14 protein-coding genes are annotated in these 21,922 nt (G+C 51.4%); 8 read left to right on the top strand and 6 right to left on the bottom strand.

The features are described 5' to 3' along the window. Positions 1-21: 21 nt before the first annotated feature. Together H583_RS0125565 and H583_RS34305 are read left to right on the top strand one after the other, a co-directional pair. Positions 22-561 (top strand): chromate transporter, encoded by a 540-nt coding sequence (locus H583_RS0125565; protein ID WP_028562968.1) that lies wholly within the window; start codon positions 22-24, stop codon positions 559-561. Positions 562-870: 309 nt separating this feature from the next. Beyond that, positions 871-1,614 (top strand): C40 family peptidase, encoded by a 744-nt coding sequence (locus tag H583_RS34305; RefSeq protein ID WP_081667556.1) that lies wholly within the window; start codon positions 871-873, stop codon positions 1,612-1,614. 111 nt (positions 1,615-1,725) lie between these two features. Here the strand turns inward: H583_RS34305 and H583_RS0125555 are convergent, their stop codons facing one another. Continuing rightward, entirely contained in the window at positions 1,726-3,006 is a 1,281-nt protein-coding gene (locus H583_RS0125555) for an adenylosuccinate synthase (RefSeq protein WP_028562967.1), read from the bottom strand. Between the two features lie 109 nt (positions 3,007-3,115). On the opposite strand from H583_RS0125555, the gene H583_RS0125550 reads away from it, so the two are divergent. The 3 genes from H583_RS0125550 to H583_RS0125540 all read left to right on the top strand — a co-directional run bounded on the left by H583_RS0125550 (position 3,116) and on the right by H583_RS0125540 (position 5,676). Continuing rightward, on the top strand, positions 3,116-3,994 hold the full coding sequence (locus H583_RS0125550; protein WP_028562966.1) for a LysR family transcriptional regulator: 879 nt from the start codon (positions 3,116-3,118) through the stop codon (positions 3,992-3,994). 119 nt (positions 3,995-4,113) lie between these two features. Beyond that, on the top strand, positions 4,114-4,821 hold the full coding sequence (locus tag H583_RS0125545) for a FadR/GntR family transcriptional regulator (protein ID WP_036710972.1): 708 nt from the start codon (positions 4,114-4,116) through the stop codon (positions 4,819-4,821). A 75-nt stretch (positions 4,822-4,896) separates the two neighbouring features. Continuing rightward, entirely contained in the window at positions 4,897-5,676 is a 780-nt protein-coding gene (locus H583_RS0125540; protein ID WP_028562964.1) for an ABC transporter ATP-binding protein, read from the top strand. Between the two features lie 157 nt (positions 5,677-5,833). On the opposite strand, the gene H583_RS0125535 is transcribed toward H583_RS0125540, so the two are convergent. The 5 genes from H583_RS0125535 to H583_RS0125515 all read right to left on the bottom strand — a co-directional run bounded on the left by H583_RS0125535 (position 5,834) and on the right by H583_RS0125515 (position 12,053). Beyond that, positions 5,834-6,919, bottom strand: a complete 1,086-nt coding sequence (locus tag H583_RS0125535; RefSeq protein WP_028562963.1) for a Gfo/Idh/MocA family protein — start codon at positions 6,917-6,919, stop codon at positions 5,834-5,836. A 40-nt stretch (positions 6,920-6,959) separates the two neighbouring features. Beyond that, positions 6,960-8,045: a Gfo/Idh/MocA family protein gene (locus H583_RS0125530; RefSeq protein ID WP_028562962.1), complete on the bottom strand. Its 1,086-nt coding sequence runs from the start codon at positions 8,043-8,045 to the stop codon at positions 6,960-6,962. Beyond that, the gene (locus H583_RS34300; protein WP_051236995.1) at positions 8,038-8,988 is read right to left on the bottom strand and encodes a helix-turn-helix domain-containing protein; all 951 of its coding nucleotides are present in this window, start codon (positions 8,986-8,988) and stop codon (positions 8,038-8,040) included. The genes H583_RS0125530 and H583_RS34300 overlap by 8 nt, the downstream gene beginning before the upstream one ends. A gap of 23 nt (positions 8,989-9,011) precedes the next feature. Further along, positions 9,012-10,004 carry a Gfo/Idh/MocA family protein gene (locus H583_RS0125520; protein WP_028562961.1) on the bottom strand — a complete coding sequence of 331 codons (993 nt, stop codon included), beginning with the start codon at positions 10,002-10,004 and terminating at the stop codon, positions 9,012-9,014. A 399-nt stretch (positions 10,005-10,403) separates the two neighbouring features. Then, on the bottom strand, positions 10,404-12,053 hold the full coding sequence (locus tag H583_RS0125515) for a glycoside hydrolase family 5 protein (protein WP_028562960.1): 1,650 nt from the start codon (positions 12,051-12,053) through the stop codon (positions 10,404-10,406). 441 nt (positions 12,054-12,494) lie between these two features. Between H583_RS0125515 and H583_RS0125510 the strand changes: the two genes are divergently transcribed. The 3 genes from H583_RS0125510 to H583_RS35685 all read left to right on the top strand — a co-directional run bounded on the left by H583_RS0125510 (position 12,495) and on the right by H583_RS35685 (position 21,871). Then, positions 12,495-20,237, top strand: a complete 7,743-nt coding sequence (locus tag H583_RS0125510; protein ID WP_036710969.1) for a glycoside hydrolase family 3 N-terminal domain-containing protein — start codon at positions 12,495-12,497, stop codon at positions 20,235-20,237. 327 nt (positions 20,238-20,564) lie between these two features. Beyond that, positions 20,565-20,819 (top strand): DUF2164 domain-containing protein, encoded by a 255-nt coding sequence (locus H583_RS0125505; protein WP_028562958.1) that lies wholly within the window; start codon positions 20,565-20,567, stop codon positions 20,817-20,819. 575 nt (positions 20,820-21,394) lie between these two features. Continuing rightward, positions 21,395-21,871: a TetR/AcrR family transcriptional regulator gene (locus H583_RS35685; RefSeq protein ID WP_028562957.1), complete on the top strand. Its 477-nt coding sequence runs from the start codon at positions 21,395-21,397 to the stop codon at positions 21,869-21,871. Positions 21,872-21,922 lie beyond the last annotated feature (51 nt).

Below are 21,922 nucleotides of genomic sequence, written 5' to 3'. Positions count from 1 at the left end.
TCACAGAGGGGGTATTGCACCATGCTTCTCAAGCTGTTCTGGATGACTTTGAAAATCGGGTTAATGTCGTTTGGCGGCGGCTATTCCATGGTACCGTGGATTGGCAGTGAGGTTGTCGACCGTTACGGCTGGCTGACGGAGTCGCGCTTTACAGAGATGGTATCGTTGTCCGGGCTGGCTCCCGGGCCGATGGCGACGAATATTGCCATTGCAGTCGGTTACGAGCAGGCAGGTCTGACTGGAGCAATTGTGGCGGCCCTCGGCATGATTCTGCCGTCCTTTCTTATTATTGCCGCTATTGGCGTCTTATATGTAAAGATTAGAGGGAGCAAGCGTCTGCAATCTTCGCTGTACGGTTTGCGGTCGGTGGTTACCGGACTGATTATCTATTCCGCTCTGATGCTGGCCCGCGCCAATGGCATGTTTGAATTGACAGGATGGTTCGCCTGGAGCCAGCTTATCATTTTTCTCGGTTCGCTTGCGGCCTTGATGTTTTTTCGCAAGCATCCTGTTGTCGTCATGATCATATCCGGACTTGTAGGCATTGCTCTCTATGCTTGACAGGCCTGGTGGCAATCTGCGGCGATAATTGCTTTGAAGGCTGTTCTTTCTGTATTAGCGGTAGTGAATGGGGGTTCAAACGGGGCAGCAGCCAGGCAATCTGGGGCTGCCCCGTTTGTTTTGCTTCGTTTTTAAACGTTTTCAAATGTCAAGAAGAGAATACTTATTCTTTTCTAATAATTGCTGCTAATCCTATGCCTGTCCTGGATTTTTTGTATTAGAGGTACATTTTAGGAAATGTCTGCTGTGATATAGTGAATGACAGATAAACACAGACGAGAGACATTATAAGAAAGAAGGAGATCACCTATGAATCCAGTACGTGTACCTCATGCAGGCAAATGGTTGGCAGCGGCAGGGCTCAGTTTGACACTCATGTTGTCCGGAAGTTTGGCAGGCGCACTGCCGGCAGCTTATGCAGCGACGAACAGCACGTCCAAAGCGAACACTGTTATTTCAACCGGAAAGCAATTTTTAGGTGTCGATTATAAATTCGGAGCCACGTCCGGAAGAACAGATGAATTTGACTGCTCTTCTTTCACACAATATGTATTCAAGAAAATTGGCATTGATCTGCCGCGTACCTCTAAAGAGCAAGCCAAGGAAGGTGTTAAGGTGTCCCGCGACCAGCTTCAGCCTGGAGACCTGATTTTCTCCGATACAAACCGGGATGGTGTCATAAATCATGTCGGAATTTACATGGGCAATGATAAAACACTTCAAACGTACCGCAAGGGGATTGGAGTTACGATTTCGGATTTCTCCGGAAGCGTATGGGATGATACTTTTGTAACTGCCCGTCGGGTCATTAAGAACGACAGCCCGTCCACAGGCAGCGACAATTCATCCTCAGGTGATCAGCAAAATACCGGCTCCGGCAAGCCAAACGGACAAGATACCGGCAATGATCATTCTAATCAAGGGAGTCAAGGCGGAAGCGGTACTAACTCTGGACAGAACGATTACGGCAGAAACAATGACCGGAATTCCGGCTCAAATTATGACCGCTCTGACCGTTACAATCACAACAACTGGTGGAACAGATTCTTTTAATAGAGATCTGCAATAAGCAAAAGCAGGCGAAGCCCAGAGTGGCTGCGCCTGCTTTTTCACGTTCCATGAGCAAACTGTACTGTTTATAATCGGATGATCGATTAACTTCAGTTATCTTGCAAGGAGCTGGTTCCGGTGCGGGCCAGTAGATATATAAGAAATATTCACTTTGCCTGCCGCCTGTATGAACTCTACATACTTTTGAGCTGCTGGAGGCAATTCATCGTAAGAGCGAACGGTGGAGAGGTCGCTTTTCCAGCCCGGAAGCTTCTCCAGCACCGGCTGTGCGCCATCCAGGCGGGCTGTAACGGGGAAGTTTTCCGTTATCGTGCCGTCAGCGAGCTTGTAGGCGACACAGACCGGAATTTCATCCAAATAACCGAGCACATCGAGATTCGTGAGCGCCACCTCAGTCGCCCCTTGAATAGTCAACCCGTAACGGGTAGCTACTGCGTCAAACCAGCCCATGCGGCGCGGTCTTCCCGTGACGACCCCGAATTCGCCGGCGTCTCCGCCCCTTCTGCGCAGCTCATCAGCCCTGGGCCCGGCAATCTCGCTTATGAAGGGACCTGCGCCCACACAGCTGGAGTAGCTTTTGACAACGGCCAATATGTTTGTGACGGCGTAAGGCGGGAGCCCTGCGCCAACTGTTGCAAATCCGGCCAGGGTAGAAGAAGAGGTCGAATAAGGGTAAATGCCATGATCAGGGTCACGCAGGGCGCCAAGCTGTCCTTCAAACAGAATGGATTCTCCGCCCGACCACGCTTGATGCAGCAGCGCTGTCGTGTCGGTCATGTACGGAAGCAACTGCTCTCCGAGTCTTCTAAGCACAGGCACAAGGGCGGCGGCATCCAGCGGCTCCCGGTTATAGAGGTGGGTAAACAATATGTTTTTCCCGGCAAGCGACTGCTCCAGCCGCTCCTTGAGACGGGCTTCATCGAACAGATCGCCTGTTTGAATGCCCAGCTTGGCATATTTATCCGCATAGAAGGGCGCGATTCCGCGTTTGGTGGAGCCAAAGCTGCGTGAGCCGAGGCGCTCTTCTTCCAGTTCATCCAGCAGGCGATGGAGCGGCAAGACGATTTGTGCACGGTCGGATATCGCGAGCTTTGGCTCAGAGATGCCCGCTGCAAGCAATGTCTCCCGCTCACGAATCAACTGCTCCATATCGAGCGCGACTCCCGGGCCAATCACATTCCATACTTCGGGATGAAAGACACCGGAAGGCAGCATGTGAAGCGAGAATTTACCGTAATCGTTAATGATGGTATGTCCGGCATTGCTTCCTCCCTGATAGCGGACAACATAGGATGAGCGTGCGGCAAGCACATCCGTCATTTTCCCTTTGCCTTCGTCTCCCCAGTTCGCGCCGACAATAGCAGTTACAGTCATTGTTTTTCCTCCTTATGGTTGTATCTGGTATCTGATTTTATTATAATTGTTGGAAAATCATAAATAAAATTGATATATCTAATACCAGATATAAAGAGAGGTAATATCTGTGGAGATCAATCTGGAATGGTACCGTGTATTTTACTGGGCGGCAAGGACAGGCAGCCTGTCGAGTGCTGCCAAGCACTTGCATATTACGCAGCCGGCAGTCAGCCATACGCTCAAGCAATTGGAGTTGAAGCTGGGCGGCCCCTTGTTTTACCGGACAGGACGGGGAGTGGAGCTGACTGCCGAGGGCAAGGTGTTGTACACGTATGCGGAGCAGGCGCTAAGCTTCATGGATGCGGGGGAGAAGAAGATTGCGGAGATGCAGCAGCTCGAGTCCGGTGAAATTCATATCGGGGCCAGTGATTCGCTGTGCAAGCATTACTTGCTGCCGCTGATGGAGCAGTTCCATCGACAATACCCCGATGTACGCATACGCGTCATGAACCGGACGACACCGGAGACGATCAGCATTTTGAAGGAAGGCAAACTGGATTTTGGCTTGGTTCATCTCCCTGCTGCTGATTCCCGGCTTGAGATTCGCCAAGGCCTGGCATTACAGGATTGTCTGGTAGGCGGGGAGCGGTACAAGGAACTTGCTGCAAGCCCAATGCCGTTATCGGAGCTGGGCAGGTATCCGCTGCTGCTTCTGGAGAAGGGAGGGAGCACGAGAAAATTCCTGGATCAGTATGCAGCCTCCCACCAGTGTCAGCTGGAGCCGGAATTTGAACTGGGAAGTATGGACCTGCTGGCAGAGTTCGCTCAAAGCGGCTTTGGCCTGGCTTTTGTCACCCGCAATTATATTGGGCAGGAGCTGGTTGAAGGCAAACTGTTTGAGCTGCCGCTGTTTCCCCCTGTTCCACGGCGCCATATTGGCATTGCTACCCTTCGTGGTGTGCCGTTGTCTGTGGCGGCAGGCAAATTTCTGGAACTGCTTGTATGAGAATGTCGTCCATTTAAACAATCGGCCTGTTTGAGGCCTTTTCATGTTCCGGAACCGGTGAGACCTGCTTGTCAGCCGCCATCTGGTAATGGTATTCTACCTATACAGGAGATGATCTGATGAATTCAAAAATTTCATTTCAGACGTTAAACCGGCCCAAGCTGGTGGACGAGATTGTCGTGCAGCTTCAAGCGAAAATATCGAGCGGGGAAATCCAGCCCGGGCAGCGGATTCCGACAGAGCCGGAGCTGATGAAGCAGTTCGGAGTCGGGCGATCTACGATCCGCGAGGCTGTGCGTGTGCTTGTACATGCAGGCCTGCTGGAAAAGAAACAGGGTTTCGGCACGTATTTGAAGGGCAATCCGGTTATTCAGGAGCCGCTAGCCGACCGGCTGCGCCGGGCAGAGCTGCTCGAAGTGTACGAGGTGAGGAAGTTGCTGGAACTGGAAATTTCCCGGCTGGCGGCGGAACGTCGTGACCAGGATGATTTGGAGCAGCTGCGCAGCCATCTGGACAGACGGAGCGCCGCGCTGGAGCGGGAGGATACGGCAGCTTACCTGCAAGCAGACGTCGCTTTTCATCTGGCACTTGCTGGTGCCAGCAAAAACGGCATTCTGGCAGATCTCTACCGTACGTTTTCCAATGTACTGCTGGAGTCGCTCCACAAACTGGCTGATGACCAGAGCGTTCATGACCCGCATGTGCTCTTTCATGAGAAGCTGTATGAGGCGGTTCGTGATCAGGATATTCAGGCTGCTGCCGACTGGACAATCCGTAATTTGGATGGCACGGTCGGACAGTTGAAGAAGCATCTGGGGCAAGCTTAATTTTTTTCAACTTAAACGTCTGATGATATGCTGAATTGATAACTACATTACTATGGAAAAGGGGAGACAAGTACGATGAGCAATGTGATTGACTTAAAGGGGATCAGTTGGCGGAGAGATGAGAAAACGATTCTGCGCGATGTGAACTGGCAGGTTGCCAAAGGACAGCATTGGGCAGTGCTCGGCCTGAACGGTTCCGGTAAAACCACGATCCTGAATATGATCAACGGCTACATCTGGCCGACGACCGGAACAGTATCTGTACTGGGGCATGAGTTTGGGACGATTGATCTGCGGGAGCTGCGCAGATCAATCGGCTGGGTCAGCTCGTCGCTGCAAGAGAAGATGCACTATAATGATCTTACAGACAATGTGGTCATCAGTGGCAAATATGCCTCTATCGGCTTGTATGAGAAACCGACCGCGCAAGATTATGAGCAGGCACATCAACTGATGCGCGATCTTGGCTGTGGGCATCTGATTGGCGGTTATTACCGGACCTGCTCCCAGGGCGAGAAGCAGAAAATTCTAATTGCCCGTGCGTTAATGGCTTCCCCGAGGCTGCTTATTCTGGATGAAGCCTGCAATGGTCTGGATTTCATCTCCAGAGAAGCGCTGCTGTCCAGCATTAGCGAGATTGCATCCCGTCCGGATGCGCCGACATTGCTGTATGTAACCCATCATACAGAGGAGATTTCACATGTTTTCACGCATACGCTGCTTGTCCGCCGCGGTACGATTTTTTCGGTCGGCGAGACAAAGGAGGTCGTGACAAGCGAGGCGCTTAGCGAATTTTTTGAAACACCGGTTCACATTTCATGGCAGAAGGAAAGAGCGTGGCTGTCTGTTCCATGAGTGTGATGACATCAGAATTGAATAGGGATTATACGCACTTTTAACATCTGTAACAGCAAACAGCCCCTAGCGGTATATACCGGCAGGGGCTGTTTAATTATGACACGGCTTTAAGAGGCCCAAATGGCTGGTCGATTGCAGCTATCACGCATGCAAATTATTCGTTAAAGTAAACGGCCTTGCCAGTACGGGAGGATTCATAGATGGCTTCCAGAATCTGCGATACGACATACGCCTGCTCCGGTGTTACAACCGGATCGGTGTCCTCTTCGATGGATTTAATCCACATTTTCATTTCCAGATCCGGGCCTTCCTCGGATGCGCCGTCATAGAAGGCAACGCCGCCGGATTGCAGTTCCACTTCGGTCGTGAACAGACGGCTGTTGCGCTCGCCATTTAGACGAAGGCCGCCCTTCATGTCTGCTCCGCCTTTCGTTCCGGAAAGGGAACATTTAGCTTCATCCACCTCAAGCGTATTCAGCGCCCAGCTGGACTCGACCATAATGGTCGCGCCATTTTCCATAACGATCATGGCGAATGCGGAGTCCTCAACGGTAAACTTCGCAGGGTCCCACGGTCCCCAGGCGTTGGCTGCATTTTCGGTCTGGGAGAGCTTATGATAAGCCTGGCCCAGTACAACCTTCGGCTTGTAATTGTCCATCATCCAAAGCGTAAGGTCGAGGGCATGGGTACCGATATCAATCAACGGGCCTCCGCCTTGTTTTTCCTCATCAAGGAATACACCCCATGTCGGAACCGCACGGCGGCGGATCGCATGCGCCTTGGCATAATAGATTTCACCCAGTTCGCCTTCTTCACAGAGCTTTTTCAAGTGCTGGCTGTCTGTTCTGAAACGGTTGTTGTAGCCAACCGTCAGTTTCTTACCGCTTCTATTGGCCGCTTCAACCATCCGTTTGGCATCTGCCGCCGTTTTGGCAATCGGCTTCTCGCACATAACATGCTTGCCGGATTCCAGCGCTGCAATCGTAATATCGGCGTGGGAGTCGTTCGGTGTGCAGACATGAATGATGTCAATGGAACTGTCTTTAAGAAGCTCCTGATAATCGCTGTATACTTTGGCTTCGGAAGTTCCGTATTTCTCCGCAGCCTGTTGTGCGCGTTCCTCAACAATATCACAGAAGGCAACCAGCTCAACATTTTTCTGTTTGCTCAGGCTTGGCATGTGCTTGCCGTTGGCAATCCCTCCACAGCCGATAATTCCAATACGGTATACGTTGCCCATTTGTCATTCCTCCATTTAGTTATGAATGTTGAAACAAAACTTACAATTCAGGAATATGAATTTCAACCTCGCGTTTGAGCTCTGCCGAGCGCAGGAAGCCGTCCAGTATTGCCTGGCTGCGGACAATCTGATCGCCCGGAATCGGAGCAGGCGCATTGTCTCTTACAGCCTGTACGAAGTCGCGGACCTTCTCATGGAACAGGTTCAAATTATGGTTAATGAGCGGAATTTCGCTCTGGGTATGATGCTTCTGAATGTCGTGGAACATCGTGATCGAGCCTACGCGGCCGTCAAATACGCCGCTCCATGGTCCGGTTCCGGCAGGCGTGATTTTAAGCCCTGCATCCGTGCCGAGAAACATGGTAGCGCCCAGTGTATCCATATGCATTGCCCAGGAAATTTTAAAGTTCATGACCATATCGTTCTCGAAGCGGATCATGGCCACCCCGAAATCTTCGACCTCAAATGCGGAAGCCTGCGGATGATAGAGCGGGCTCGTGCCGAAGTGATTGGAGGAGTAGGCCGATACGGACAGCGGCTTCGGGAAGCCGAGTGCATTCAGCGCCATGTCCAGCGAGTACGTCCCGATATCAACGACAGCGCCGGCACCTGCCAGATCCTTGCGGATAAAGGTGCCCTGCGGCATGCCGCGGCGTCTGCCGCCGCCAGTCTCGACATAATAAATCTTGCCCAGCTGGCCGGATTGGACGAGTTCCCGCACAAGCGCAGTGTTCGGGTCATAGCGCGGCTGGTAGCCGATGTTCAGCATATTTCCGGTTTCCTTGGCGACCTGCGCCATATGAACGGCTTCGTCCAGAGTAACGGACATCGGCTTTTCCAGCATGACTTGTTTGCCTGCGCGCAGGGCGTCAATCGTAGTCTGATAGTGGGCCACATTCGGCGTACAAATACTAACGGCATCGATATCCAGCTCCAGCAGCTGGCGGTGGTCATCAAATGCTTTGGCTTCCGCCAGTCCTTCCAGCGCGATGAACTCCGCTGCTTTGCCAGGAACAATATCAGCTACAGCAGCGATAACCAGATTGTCCAGCTGCTTGTATGCTTCTGCGTGAGCGCGCGCAATGCCGCCGCTGCCAATAATGCCAATCCGCAATTGTTTAGTCATAGGGGATTTGGCCTCCGTTTCTCAATATAGTGTTATTGCGGTATTCAGATGGTGTCATGCCAAGCCGTTTGCGGAATACCGCGTGCAGATAGTTTCCGCTGGCGAACCCCTCAAGTGCGGCGATGCTTTCGACGGAGAGGCTGCCTTCTTCCAGCCGTCTGCATACCGCCTCCAGCCGAATGTCCTCGACAATTGCACTGAAGGAGCGCTGCTCGGGCTGTGCTTTGAAGATGCGCTGCAGCTGGCGCGAGCTGATGTTCAGCTTCTCGGCGACATCCTCCAGCGTGAGCGGGCGGTTATGATTTGCGCGGATATATTTCAGCGCAAGCCCGTACCGGATCGCATTCATGTCTCTGGAGGGCAGGCTTGGCTGAGCTTTCCCCGTGTCGTAAGCACGCACGGTCCGCAGCAAAATTTGAATGACCGACTGCTTGATCGTCGTATAGGAGCCGGAATAATTGTCCAGGCTGGCCTGGAACGCCTCCAGGAAGCAGGGCATCGCCTGGTAGACATCCTCTGCGGGCTCAAGCGGCAGTTCACGGAGCTTGGAGACACAATCATGCGCTTCCGCGATCTCCCATTGATCAGCTGCCTTGCCCTCGCCTTCGGGCCGTTCTTTAATATCGACATGGAGGCAGAGCTCATGCATCGCTTCCATGGAATCCGCTTCCTGATAATGGACCACGTCTGGACCGGTCAAATACAGCATGCCGTGCTCAAGCGGGAATTCCTGCTCTCCGAGAATGACCCTGCCTTTGCCGCGGGGAATATAATGGAATTCAAATTCCTCATGCTTGTGATAGCTGATGGTTTTGCCCGGCTGAAAGGTTGTCAGATGAAAACGGAGGACGCGGATATCGTAATTGCCCCATTGGATACGCAAGTCGAGCCGTTCAAGCACTTCCATCCGGTCCCGCATCACTTCATAGGGAAAGCTGTTCATTTCCGTTTGTCCTCCGTTCCCGGTTATGTCAATGAAATCGTACGTTTCTCGGCAGCCGAATTGTTCGCAGCTTCCATAAGTTTGGTCAATTCAAGAGCCAAAAAGATATTTTCATCGGCTGTTGTATCCTTTTCAATATGTCCGATCCACTGCTCGAATGCGCTCTCACGGTTCGCAGGAATTGGCAGCTCATGCCATGAGCCGGCATATTCCTCGCCTTTGCGGTTGGTTCTCAGCAGCAGCTTCGAATCGGGAATGCCGTACAACAAGGTGCCGTCGGTGCCATGAATTTCTACTGTAAACGGCGAGTAGCTGTTCACAAATCCTGCTTCGACAATGCCTACCGCACCTGATGGCGTGGACAGCAGGGCAACAGCATTATCCTCCACCTGTTTGCCGGTCACGTAGCCGAATTGGGCAGACAGGGAGTCAGGAGATTCGCCAAGGAACAGTCGGGTCAGGTACATCGGATGGCAGCCGAGGTCAATCAGCGCGCCTCCGAGACAGTCTTCCAGGCTGTAAAAATGCTCCGGCAGCCAATTCGCTGTTGCGCCGTTATGGGACAAGCGTGCGCGAACCTGCGTAATCTTGCCAAGCAGCTGCTGGTCCAGCACTTCGCGGATTGCCAGTGTATAGCCGTCATTCAGGCGGGGGAGAGACACGGTCAGCTTAACGTTATTACTCTTGGCCTCCGCAATAATGTCCTCGGCTTCCTTCGTAGTAGCGGCAATGACTTTCTCCGTAAAAATATGCTTGCCTGCCCGCGCGGCCTTCACCATCACTTCATGGTGCATCCGGGTTGGCGCATCGACAATGACTGCGTCGATGTCGCTGGCCAGCATATCATCCAGCGAAGCATAGAACGGCACATTTTGCTTGTCGGCCGCTTCCTGTCCGCGCTTTGCATCTTCATCCCATACGGCGACGATTTCGGCACCGGGATGTGCCTGCGCCTGCTTTGTATAATCCCAGGCATGGACATGCCAGTAGCTGATTTTTCCAATTCTCAAGGTCAATGTAATCGCTCCTTCATCTGTAGGCCCTGATGGTGTTATTTCCCCGCCCTGAAAGGCAAGGGTCACGGAGCCTATATATAATATTATGACATTTCGAAATAACTTTAACACATCTATACCACTATTATAAGTATAAAATGACGACAATCATATGCAAAATTACGACGTAATTTGAAAGAGGAATAAACTTTTTCAAAGTGTGAACTGGCATCCAATGAACGAAGCTAATCAGCACGGGAACTATCTGATAAGAGGCAGCGGCGCCTTCAGGGGAAATAGGGAACTGCTGTGCCGACATGGAAAAAGGGTGCCCTTGGCAGCGAGAACCGCTGCCGGGCACCCTAAAGGCGGGGATGGGGGTATATGCCTTAGATGTGAGAGTAGGAGGGAGTTATGAAATTATTGTAATTGCTCCAATGTGAATTGCTCCCATTGTCCGCCATAGGTCGGGCGATTAGCATAGAGTACAGGCGTGCTCTGATTCAGATCAACGGTGACATACTGGTTATTGGCCAGCGCCTTCAGCGCTACCAGTCCGCTGCCTACATTCTCCAGCTGGAATTTCTCCCATTGCTGAATGGTGCTGCCGTTTGCGATCAGCCTGCCGCCCTGATTCGGATTGGCCTGCACATAGCGGTTGTTTGCCATAGACAAGAAGGATACCGTACCGTCAGGGTTGTTGATCATCTTGAACATTTCCCATCCGCCTGCTTGCGCACGGTCGGCAATCAGCGGGTTGTTGCCGTAATTGTCAGCGCTGACATAGTATTGGTTGGCATTCGCCTTCAATGCTGTCCAGGTGGCAGGTGTCGGAGCCTGCTGTGTATATTTGGACACCAGATTAATAAGGGTTGTGTTCGTATTAAAATTGGAAGTCACAAATTGATTCCATTTGGAAATGATTGTTGCTGCGCTGTCGCTGTTCAGGTTCGGTGCAGGATTGTTGTTATTGTTGTAATAACCCCAGTTGCCTCCACCCTTGACCTTGTAGCTCCAGTTCGTCCAGGAGACGTTCAGCGCATTCAGTCCGGACAGCCATTTTTCATACAAATCGTTGTGGTCAAAGGAGAACTCGCCGGCGTAGACCGGAACATTCCAGTTGCGCTGGTAGGTTGTAATATTGCGGAGCCAGCGCTCGATTTCGGAATTGGTCAGATCCCAGTTGAACCAGTCCGCAAAGTTGTAGTGATGGGTCTGATACACAACGTTCGTCCAGCCGTAGGTGGAAGGAGGAAGCGCGGCGAACCACTCAAAGAAAGCGGCAATCATAATAATATGATTCGGATCTTTGGCGCGGACAGCTTTATAGAGCCGGTCATAGAAATCCATTTTCTGACGGACTTGAGCAGGGTTTTCCCCGGCGCCGCTTGTGACGAGCGGCTCATTGAGCAGATCGTAGGCGGCGACAGTCGGGTTGCCGTTATAGCGCGTAGCGATGCGCTCCCAAATTTGAACCGTCCAGCTTTGGTACGTTGGGTTGGTCCAGAGCTGGTTGGAGTTCTCGCGACCGCAGGAATGCCAAGGGCAGTGGGCGCCTGGTGTGCCGTGCATGTCGATAATGACATACATATTGCGGTTGCCGCTTTGCTCGATCAGCCAATCCAGCTTGCGGAAGGAGACGGAATCCGGCTTCATATTGCCGTTCAGATCCATAAAGTCTTCCCAGTAGATAGGTACACGCACCGCGTTCATGCCCATATTTTTAAGGTTGTCCAGGTCGCTGGACTGAATCCAGATGTCCTGGTAGCTGTTCAGAAGATTTTGCGCTCCGCCTTCACCGAAGCGGTTCACCAATGTCCGGCGCAGCGTATATTCATCGACAGCACCTGCCGGAGTCATCCAGTTCTCCTGAAGCAGCCAGCCGCCGAGGTTGGTTCCCCGGAGGTTGACGATATCCCCGTTGCCTGAATTATTGCGGATGACCGTGCCGTTTGCCTTCAGAAAATCATTCTGGCTGAATGCTGCGCTGACCTTGGCCGGTCCGATGAAACTCAGAAAGCTGCTGAGCAGCAGTACGGAGCAAGTGACGAGCAAGCTCTTCTTTAGCATAATTATGGCCTCCTGTTTCTAATTAATTTTCCTGACCCAGAGCGGCAAGTTGCTGCTTTTTGTCAAGGACAAGCGTCAAAAGCTGACATTGGGGCGGAATATAATGTCGGCTTGTACCTCCCTTCGTGTCTTCATTATAAAATGAAACCGCTTCCAACTGGAAGTTGTTTCTATCATGACAGTTTTTTCGCTAAAAAAACAGGTATCATTTTTTAGATTTAATCCTAATTTTTTCAATTTTTAACGCTCGGAACCGAATTTCGACATCTTGCGCCGCTCTGTAGAATCGCCTTACATGAATGAGGACATTCGATAAAACGGTGCATATCATCAAAAAAATGACTCATATTTTAGACGGCCTATAAAATTTATACTAAGAGCAGTTCCTGAAACCTTGGAACAATGAGGAACAATACCGACCAATTTAAGGAGGGTGTACGTTTGAAGAGAAAGCTGGCGAAGTGGATTGCGATCCTGCTGGTCCTCCCAATGATGTCCGGAACGGTACCGTTTGCGACGGCTTCGGCTGCGCAGGGGGACGGTGGACTACCGGCTTATCTGAATCCGGGCCGGAGCACGGAAGAGCGCGTGAAGGATCTCTTGTCGCGCATGACACTGGAGGAAAAGGCCGGTCAGCTGATTCAAGCTGAGCGGGCAAGCATTACTCTGGAAGAAACCAAGCGCTACCAAGTTGGCTCTGTACTGAGCGGTGGCGGGTCATTCCCCAATAATGCCGAGGCGGACAGCACGGCAGACAAGTGGCGGGAGCTTGTGGATCAATATCATAGCGGAGCGCTGTCAACAAGGCTCGGCATTCCAATTTTATACGGGGTGGATGCCGTCCACGGGCATAACAACGTCAAGGGCGCGACCCTGTTCCCGCATAATATCGGAATTGGAGCAGGCAACAACCCGGAGCTCGTCCGCAAAATAGGGGCAGCGACAGCGAAAGAGATTCAGGCGACAGGCGCCAACTGGAACTTCGCCCCGACGATTGCCGCCCCGGAAAATATCCGCTGGGGACGCACGTATGAAGGCTACAGCGACAAGCCGGGCATTTCCGGTCCGCTTGGCAAAGCCTATATTGAGGGTCTGCAGGAAGGTGAAGGCCCAAGCTTCGGCAGGAAGGACCGTGTGGCCGGGACAGCCAAGCATTTTATCGGCGAGGGCTATACCGACAACGGGACCAATCAGGGAAATACGACCCACTACACCGAAGAGGAAATTTTGGAGAAGGATCTGGAAATGTACAAACAGGCCGTGGATGCCGGCGTACAGACGGTTATGGCTTCCTATCACAGCATTCAAGGTCTGAAAATGCACGCCAACAAGCGGCTGCTGACCGACGTGCTGAAGGGCGAGCTTGGATTCCATGGTTTTGTCATCACGGATTACAATGCGATCCAGCAAATTACAAGAGACCAGGAAGGCAATGCCGTCAGCGGATTGAAAAATCAGGTGCGGGTGTCCATTAATGCGGGCGTCGACATGCTGATGCTGACAGGAGACTGGAAAAATGCGCTGGCTCATATTATTTCACTCGTAAAAGAGAAAGCGATTACAGAGGAGCGGCTGGACGATGCGGTAACACGGATTCTGCGGGTCAAATTCGATGCCGGTCTATTCGAATATCCGAAGAGCGACAGCGATCTGATGCCTTTCTTTGGATCGGATAACCACCGTAAGCTGGCAAGCCAGGCAGTGTCTGAGTCCCTGGTGCTGCTCAAAAATGATGAAGTGAACGGCAGCCCGATTATGTCACAGCTAAGTAAAGCAAAACGTGTCTTAGTCGCAGGCAAAAATGCTGATAATATCGGCAACCAGGCTGGCGGCTGGTCCATTACCTGGCAGGGCAAATCAGGCAATATTACGACCGGAACGACAATTTTGCAGGGCATTAAGGATAAGCTGGGTGCCGATAACGTCACCTTCAACCTCCATGGCCGCGGAGCAGCCGGGCATGATGTCGCGATTGCGGTACTGGGCGAGACGCCATATGCCGAATCAGCAGGCGACAGCTCTGAGCTGGGGCTGGACATGGCTGATCTTGCTACGCTGAATAATATTCGCGCTTCCGGCGTGCCGACGATCGTCATTCTTGTATCCGGCCGTCCGCTGCTGATCGGGGATCAGCTGAAAGATATGGATGCCCTCATTGCCGCATGGCTCCCGGGTACAGAAGGACAGGGCGTTGCAGACGTGTTGTTCGGCGACCATGATTTCACCGGCAAAAACCCGATCCGCTGGCCTTTCTACGTCACGCACAGCTATCCGATCAAGGATTCCGGCAGCAGCAACCTGCTGTTTGATACCGGTTATGGCCTGACGAAGAACCAGCCGACTCCGGAATTGCCGGTTAAGCCTGGCGAGCCAGAGCCGGAGTCGCAAGTGATTCCGGGCAAAATCGAGGCTGAGGATTTCGCAGCGAAGAGCAGCGGACTGAATACAGAGACGACCTCAGATGAAGGAGGCGGGCTGAATGTCGGTTGGTCTTCAGCGGGCGCATGGCTTGAATATAATACAGATGTTCGTGAAGCGGGAACGTACCGTGTAGATTTCCGGGTTGCTGTTAATGCTGCCAATGCTTCGCTTCGGGTGAAGCTGGCTGACGGAACGACAGCAGGCACTTTCCAGACGGAAACGACAGGCGGCTGGCAGAACTGGGAGACAGCTTCTTTGGACAATGTTGTCATTCCAAAGGCCGGCAAGCAAAAGCTGCGTATTGAGTACGTAACAGGCGGCTTGAATTTTAACTGGATGCAGTTGACCCGCACGGGCGACGTCCCTGACGGAGGCGTTGTGAATCCTCCTGAAACCCCTGGTAATGGAGAGCAGGGAGAGACAATCGCAGCGGATGCCGTAGAAGCCTGGGTAACCCGTGAACGTGATCCGGCTGACCGCAGATGGTATTATTCGGACCGTTCCCACCCTACAGACCAGAAGCTGCAGCAGCAGGCCAATCTGGATCTGGAGAAGCCGGGCAGCGGCGAAATGACAACGATTACACTCGACGCGGATAAGAAGTATCAGTCGATGCTCGGCATCGGTACCTCCATGGAGGAATCGACTGTTCATAATCTGATCAAAATGTCACCTGAGAAACAGGAGGAAGTGCTGCACAAACTCTTTGATCCTGTAGATGGGGCTGGAATGAGTCTTGTCCGGCTGACCATTGGGACATCAGACTTTACAGCACAAAAGTTCTACAGCTACAATGATTTGCCTGCTGGTGAAACAGATGTGGAACTGAAAAAGTTCTCCATCCAAAAAGACATTGATTTTGGAATTATCCCGACAGTCAAAAAAATGCAGGCCATCAACCCGGACCTTAAATTCTTCGCTTCCCCTTGGAGCCCGCCAGGCTGGACCAAAACAACCGGAAGCATGGTCCGCGGCCAAATTATTGAAGAATATCTGCCGGTTGTAGCCAGGTATTATGTGAAGTTTCTTGAAGCTTATGCCGAGCACGGCATCTACTTTGAAGCGATGACGCTGCAAAATGAGCCGCTTCTGGAAATTGATTATCCAAGTACGCGGATGTCCTGGCAGCAGACTGCCCGTCTGGCCAAGCTGATGCGCGCCGAGTTGGATAAGCACAGCAACGAAAAAATCAAGCATGTCAAACTGTGGATGTTTGACCATAACCCGGGCGACACAATGGCCTTCCCTGCGCTTATTTTGCGTGATAACAATGAGGGAGCCTATGACGCGGTAGACGGAACAGCATTCCACGACTACGGCGGCGAGCTGTCGATGATGTCGCAGCTGAACGATATGTTCCCGGAGAAGCATGCCTACTTGACCGAGCGTGCAGTATGGGGAACAACGGGAGCCGACCGGATCGTGCAATATTTCCGCAACTGGGCCAGGAGCTACAATACATGGGTAACCATGCTGGACAGCGATATCAATACCCATCAATGGGTAGGCATTCCGGACCCGACACCGATTGTTCAGGATTCGTCGGACCGCGATAATTATTGGCTGCTGCCTGAGTATTACCTTTTCGGCCAGTTCAGCAAATTCGTAAAACCGGGTTATGTACGAATCGACAGCAACTATGGTTCGGCAAGCACGGTTACGAACGTTGCTTTCACCAGCGAGGATGGCAGTGAAATTGTAGTTGTTGCTGTCAATCGGACGGAGGAGGCGCAGCGCTTCAGAATTTTGGCAGACGGCCAGCAGATTACCGCTGAGCTGCCAGCCAAGTCGGCTGGAACCTACCGCTGGAAGCGCAGCATTGCTCTTCCGGGAGAAGTAACAGCGACTGCCTTCACTAAAGCGGATGGGGACTACAATGCAAACGCTGAAGGCTACGTCGAGATCGGCGAAACAGGTACAGGTGCATCATTTAACTATATGGTCAATGTGGAAGAGGGCGGAAGTTATGTGGCAGGTATTAAATTTGCTGCTGAACGTGCTTCCGGTGAAGTGAAATTGTATCTGAACAACAGTCTGGAGGCTATTGCTTCCGTTCCGGTCCTTGCAACCGGCGGAGAATTTGCCGAGGCCAGAGTGAATGTCGAGCTGCCATCAGGCAATCACAAGCTGACTGTGCGGGCGGATGGAGCAGCTTACAAGTTGAAATCCGTTGCTTTTGCCAATCCGGCCGAAGATTTCACCCGTTTGCCGGGTCTGCTCAAGGCAGAGGGCTTCAACACGGCAGAAGGTGTGCTGGCTGTTGAGAAAGGGGCTTACTTTGGAACAGACGGCACCTGGGCGTCCTACAAGATTGATGTCCCGGCAGCAGGAGATTATGCACTGACTTACCGCTATGCGGCGGCTGGTGACGTTAAAGTTGTGCTTTCTGCAGACGGCGAGGAAGCTGAACCTACGGAACTTCCTTCTACGGGAAGCCTGAATAGCTGGGGAAGTGCCGAGGCGGCCGTACGCTTGAGTGCGGGAGAACAGGTACTGAAACTCAGAGCAGCGGAAGCAATCGACGGCCTTCGCATCGAGTGGCTGGCAATTGGTCCTGTACTGCAAATCGAAAACCCGGTTATTCATGAAGGGGAAGAAGACGGCCATCCGATTGAGGTGACTCTGATTGGAGGCACATTCCAGGAGACACTGGATGCTTCCAAATGGCAGCTGGCCGGATATGATGAAGGCACTTCGATCCGTTCTGTTGTACGGCTGAATGAAACGGCTGCACTTGTCACACTGCAAGGCACCCGTACGAAGGTCTTTGATAAAGACCGGACGATTACGCTCAGTGTTGACGAATCACAATTGACAGAGCCGCATTATGGCGGCAATGTCCGGATTTATGGCTTGTTGAAAGCAATTGCGGTCAACAACCCTGCACATCTGGAAGTGCTCGAAGACCAGATTTCTTATGGCGGAGGCTCATTTAACCTTACGCTTAAGCTTGACGGCGGCGTGTTCGCATCCGATAAGCTGGATCAGATTAAATTAACAGGTCCAGGGGTGACGAACGGTTACATCGCAGGCAAGAGCGTTCATTTAAGTGACAAGACGACAGCAATTCTGACCATTTCCCGCAATCCGGTCGTATTCTATGAAACACTGGATCTGAACATTGAGGTGCCGGCTGATGTCTACACAGGCAGAGAAGCTCTTCGTGCGGGCGTTAAGCTGGAAGGTACGGAGAAGAATGCGGCTCCGGTACCACTGCTGGAATTGAATGCTGTTGACCAGTTCAACCGGATCAAAGGCATTACGGTCACCGGCGAAGGGAACCAGAGCAGATTGACACAGATCGATACCGGAGACTGGATCGATTATTATGTCACGGTTCCGGCGGCAGGACAGTACACGATTACCTTTACAGCGGCTTCCAGCGTATTGGCTAATAAAGGTCTGCATATCAAATCTGGTGATGGCGCGAACTGGAAGCTGCAAGATCAAGTCACCGTTCCAAATCTGTATGAGCAGACTGGAGAAATTCGCAGTACGCTTGACCTCCCGGCCGGAGAGGTGAAGATTCGTCTGGAAGCGGCAGCTGGCGGCTATGAAATCCGCGGCATCCATTTTGATCCGCATGCTCCAATCAAGCTGGAAAAAGGAAGCGAGCATACGATCCAGGCAGAAAGCTATTACAAAGGCGATACCAATGCGATTCAGACACAAACAGGTTTCAAAAATGTCGGCTTTACTGTAGCCGGAACTGCTCTCTACTATGATCTGCAAGTGGAGGAAGCGGGCTACTACAAAGTAATCTACCGATATGCAACGCAGCAAAACGGTGTTCGTCTTGTCCTCTCGGCAGATGACTCCAAACCGTATACTGTAGCTGCACCGTCCACTGGCAACTGGGGAACCTACAATGAGCTTGCGAGCGGCATCAAGCTGAAGGCCGGCAAGCAAACGCTGAAGCTGGCGATGCTTGGCGAAGGCGCCAATATCGACTGGTTCAAATTGGTTCCGGCAGAGGAAGAGCCGGAGCAGCCGGAGGTTGGAGGCGAGGCGGCGATTCCGCACAGCTCGCTGAAGCCGGGTATCTATTCGGAAACGAAGAAGATTGAGTTGACTTCAACTACGCCAGGAGCAAGCATCTACTATACGCTGGACGGTTCATTGCCGACAGAAGAGAACGGCCAGCTGTATAAAGATCCGCTCACGCTGAATGAAACAACTGTGCTTCGTACGATTGCAGTCAAGCAGGGCATGACGTCCAGCTTTGTCTCTCCATTCACCTATGTTGTGAAGGAAGCGGAGCCTGGACAGACCGCGGCGCCGACCGCTTCACCGGCACCGGGCACGTACACCGCAGCACAGAAGGTTACATTGACTTCGGCTACCGAGGGCGCAGAGATCTACTACACATTGGATGGCTCTCAACCAACAGTATCCGGCACCAAATACACGGGCAGCCTGGAAGTGAAGCAATCGGTTGTCATTAAGGCGATTGCAGTCAAGGCAGGATTTAAGCCTAGTGAAACAGCCGTACTGTCCTATACAATTAAAGAGGTTCCATATTATCCTTCTCAACCAACAACCAAGCCGGACACGGAGAAACCGGATGAAGAAACTGGTGAAGCAGGTGGCAAGGAAGGGCGCATTACGGCCTCCGCACCGAAGCTGGATACAGCAACAGGTGTAGCTAAAGCTTCTGTAACCGGGGAGCAGCTGGATAAGGCTGCTAAAGAAGCATTGGCAGACAGCAAAGGCATCAAGCGAATTGCAATCCAGATTCCTTCTGTAGCCGAAGCAAATGGTTACGAGCTGGAGCTTCCAAAAGCTGCTCTGACCGCAAGTGAATCTGCAATCAGACTCCAGGTAGAGACAGCTGAAGGCCAACTGCTCATTCCGGATACAGTATTGTCCGGATTGAACATCGGGGACAGTGATCAAGTAAGTGTTATCATCTCGAAGGCTTCCCCGGATGATCTGCCGGAAGGCATCAGGTCAGCAGCAGGTGACCGGCCTGTTATCAAACTGAGCTTTGCTGTAAATGGCAAAGTTATCGCATGGAGCAACCCGCAGGCGCCTGTCAAGGTAACGGTACGTTATGAAGCCGGCCCTGCCGAGCAGGCTGGCAGCGAGCTGCTGTCTGTCAGACATATTGATGCAGGTAGCGCAGTAACGTCTGTATACGGCGGCAAATATGATGCAGCCAATAAAGCGGTTCAATTTGCAGCTGCTTATGACGGATTGTACAGTGTCGTCTACGAACACAAGGCATTCGGCGACCTCGGCAAGCATGCATGGGCACAGCAAGCAATTGAAGTGCTGGCAGCCAAAGGCATCATTAACGGCGTATCAGACAGCAATTATGCGCCGCAGCAAAATGTGAAGCGTGCAGATTTTGCACTGCTGATTGTCAAGGCTCTGGGCCTTACCGGCACAGCAACAGCCAGCTTCACAGATGTGCAGGAAGGAAGCTACTATTATGAGGCGGTAGGCATTGCACATCATCTGGGCATCGTCAATGGCAAGGCAGACGGGCGTTTCGATCCGAATGCATCCGTTACCCGCCAGGAAATGTTTGCGATGGCGGCCAGAGCACTGAAGCTTACGGATAAGGAGCTTGCTCCAGCCGACAAAGATGCGCTCTCGGGCTTCCAGGATCTATCCAGCCTGGCTTCCTATGCGGAAGAAGGGGCAGCACTGCTTGTTGCAAATGGCATCATCAAGGGCAGCGGCTCCAGGCTGAACCCGTCAGGCTCTACAACACGTGCCGAGGCAGCCGTGCTGATTTACGAGATTTACAAGCGCTAGAACAACTGGAATACTCATACTAACGATTCAAAGCAACGTATTGTATGAGTAAAAAACAGTCCTGCAAAAGCAGCCCGATTTGTAAACTGCACCCCCAATATTAGTCGTGTCTAACGAATGGGGTGCAGTTCAGTCAGGCTGCTTTTTTTTTGCAATGATCTTCAATAGGACGGGAGAATCTCTTTTGCTTAGTTGCAAGCCGGAAGGCTGTACATTGGCATGAGCAACTGAGAAACTGATCTGGTATACTTTTAGAAACGGGAATCTGGTCTTTATTGAGAATCCGGGACGCACATCCACAATTTTTTTTGTGAAGGAGAGAGTTATATGTCATTTGTGAAGTTGCCAAGAGAGCAGAAGCTTCAGCTCGTTGAGCAGATTCAGCATTATTTTGAGATGGAGTTGTCACAGGAAATCGGACAGCTGGCGGGAGAGAACCTGCTTGATTTTATGATTAAGGAGCTGTCGCCTTATTTGTACAATCAGGCGATGTCTGATGCACGCGGCGTAATTAGTGAGAGGATGGCCTCGATTGAGGAAGAATTGTATGCGCTTGAGAAGCCTGCCACACGGGGACGATAAGTTCTGCATCCTGTGCCCTCCACCTCCACACGACATGAAACATTAGTGCTTTCAACGTAAAGGATTCAAAGTTACTGATCAGTGCCTGCCGTAAAAGCACTGGTCAGCAAAGGGAAGCTTCGGTGGATGAAGTACGGATTAGTAAAGTGAAGCCTTCAGAAGAAAAAGTGGTATAAATATCCATGTGCTAGATGAATATATATCGTATATAAAATTCCAGTTCAAAAGTGAATTCAAATTCATTTTTGAACTGGAATTTTGAAAGTAGAATAAATCCCTGAAATCATATGTATAATTTTTCCTGTTTACTGAATGATATAGCTCTTTTTTGATCTGTCATTAATCGTGAATACGAATTCTCTTTTAGGAACCGTAACTTTTGCAGGAACTGTAACTTTATAACTGTGCTGCCACAGCTCACATTTCCTGCAAGGAGAAATCTGGAATCTAATGTAAGAGAGGGAATGGAGGTTTTTAATTGCAAGTGCTGAAAGATGAGATCCGCACTTCTATTTTGCGCTGTGCAGGGAAAATATTTTTGGAGCGCGGGTTCGAACAGACATCGATGAAGGAGATTGCAGAAAATAGCTGTCGGCAATCTGTACCGTTATTTTCCTAATAAAGAATATCTGTTTGAGGCTGTTGTCTCTCCGGCTTACGATCAGCTGATGGAGCTGATACAAACGAATGAGCAGGATCTGCTTGAAAGTTCGTCGTTCATCGGGCAGATTGGGCATATTTTTGCTGAAATCGTAGACGAGAACAGGGAAGGGCTGCTTATTCTGCTTGACAGCAGACCGGGAACACCTTTCCACGGGACTAAAGAAGAGTTGTTTGACCGACTGATGGAAATTTTGGCAGAGAATCTGGACAGCTTTAATCGCAAGCATCCGTCAACTCCATTGAATTTGCTAATTTCCAGACCGTTAGCGGTCGCTTTTCTGGAGGGCTGTTTCGATATTATACGCAATCATACAAGCAGGGATCTTATTATGAAGGTTACCAAAGATTATATTTCCATATGGTTCATGGGGCTGAATACTGCGTTTTAGTTTTGTCCGCGAATGAAAGATGCAGGGCTGCGATGCGAGACGGATCACAGC

Origin of the sequence: Paenibacillus pinihumi DSM 23905 = JCM 16419 (assembly GCF_000422505.1) — a bacterium.
Taxonomy (GTDB): Bacteria; Bacillota; Bacilli; order Paenibacillales; family Paenibacillaceae; genus Paenibacillus_D; species Paenibacillus_D pinihumi.
This window is presented reverse-complemented; position numbering and strand designations above follow the sequence as displayed.

Excerpts from the sequence above, each read along its gene's own strand:
- H583_RS0125565 (WP_028562968.1), top strand. The coding sequence starts at position 22 with ATGCTTCTCAAGCTGTTCTGGATGACTTTGAAAATCGGGTTAATGTCG.
- H583_RS34305 (WP_081667556.1), top strand. The coding sequence starts at position 871 with ATGAATCCAGTACGTGTACCTCATGCAGGCAAATGGTTGGCAGCGGCA.
- H583_RS0125555 (WP_028562967.1), bottom strand. The coding sequence starts at position 3,006 with ATGACTGTAACTGCTATTGTCGGCGCGAACTGGGGAGACGAAGGCAAA.
- H583_RS0125545 (WP_036710972.1), top strand. The coding sequence starts at position 4,114 with ATGAATTCAAAAATTTCATTTCAGACGTTAAACCGGCCCAAGCTGGTG.
- H583_RS0125540 (WP_028562964.1), top strand. The coding sequence starts at position 4,897 with ATGAGCAATGTGATTGACTTAAAGGGGATCAGTTGGCGGAGAGATGAG.
- H583_RS0125535 (WP_028562963.1), bottom strand. The coding sequence starts at position 6,919 with ATGGGCAACGTATACCGTATTGGAATTATCGGCTGTGGAGGGATTGCC.
- H583_RS0125530 (WP_028562962.1), bottom strand. The coding sequence starts at position 8,045 with ATGACTAAACAATTGCGGATTGGCATTATTGGCAGCGGCGGCATTGCG.
- H583_RS34300 (WP_051236995.1), bottom strand. The coding sequence starts at position 8,988 with ATGAACAGCTTTCCCTATGAAGTGATGCGGGACCGGATGGAAGTGCTT.
- H583_RS0125515 (WP_028562960.1), bottom strand. The coding sequence starts at position 12,053 with ATGCTAAAGAAGAGCTTGCTCGTCACTTGCTCCGTACTGCTGCTCAGC.
- H583_RS0125505 (WP_028562958.1), top strand. The coding sequence starts at position 20,565 with ATGTCATTTGTGAAGTTGCCAAGAGAGCAGAAGCTTCAGCTCGTTGAG.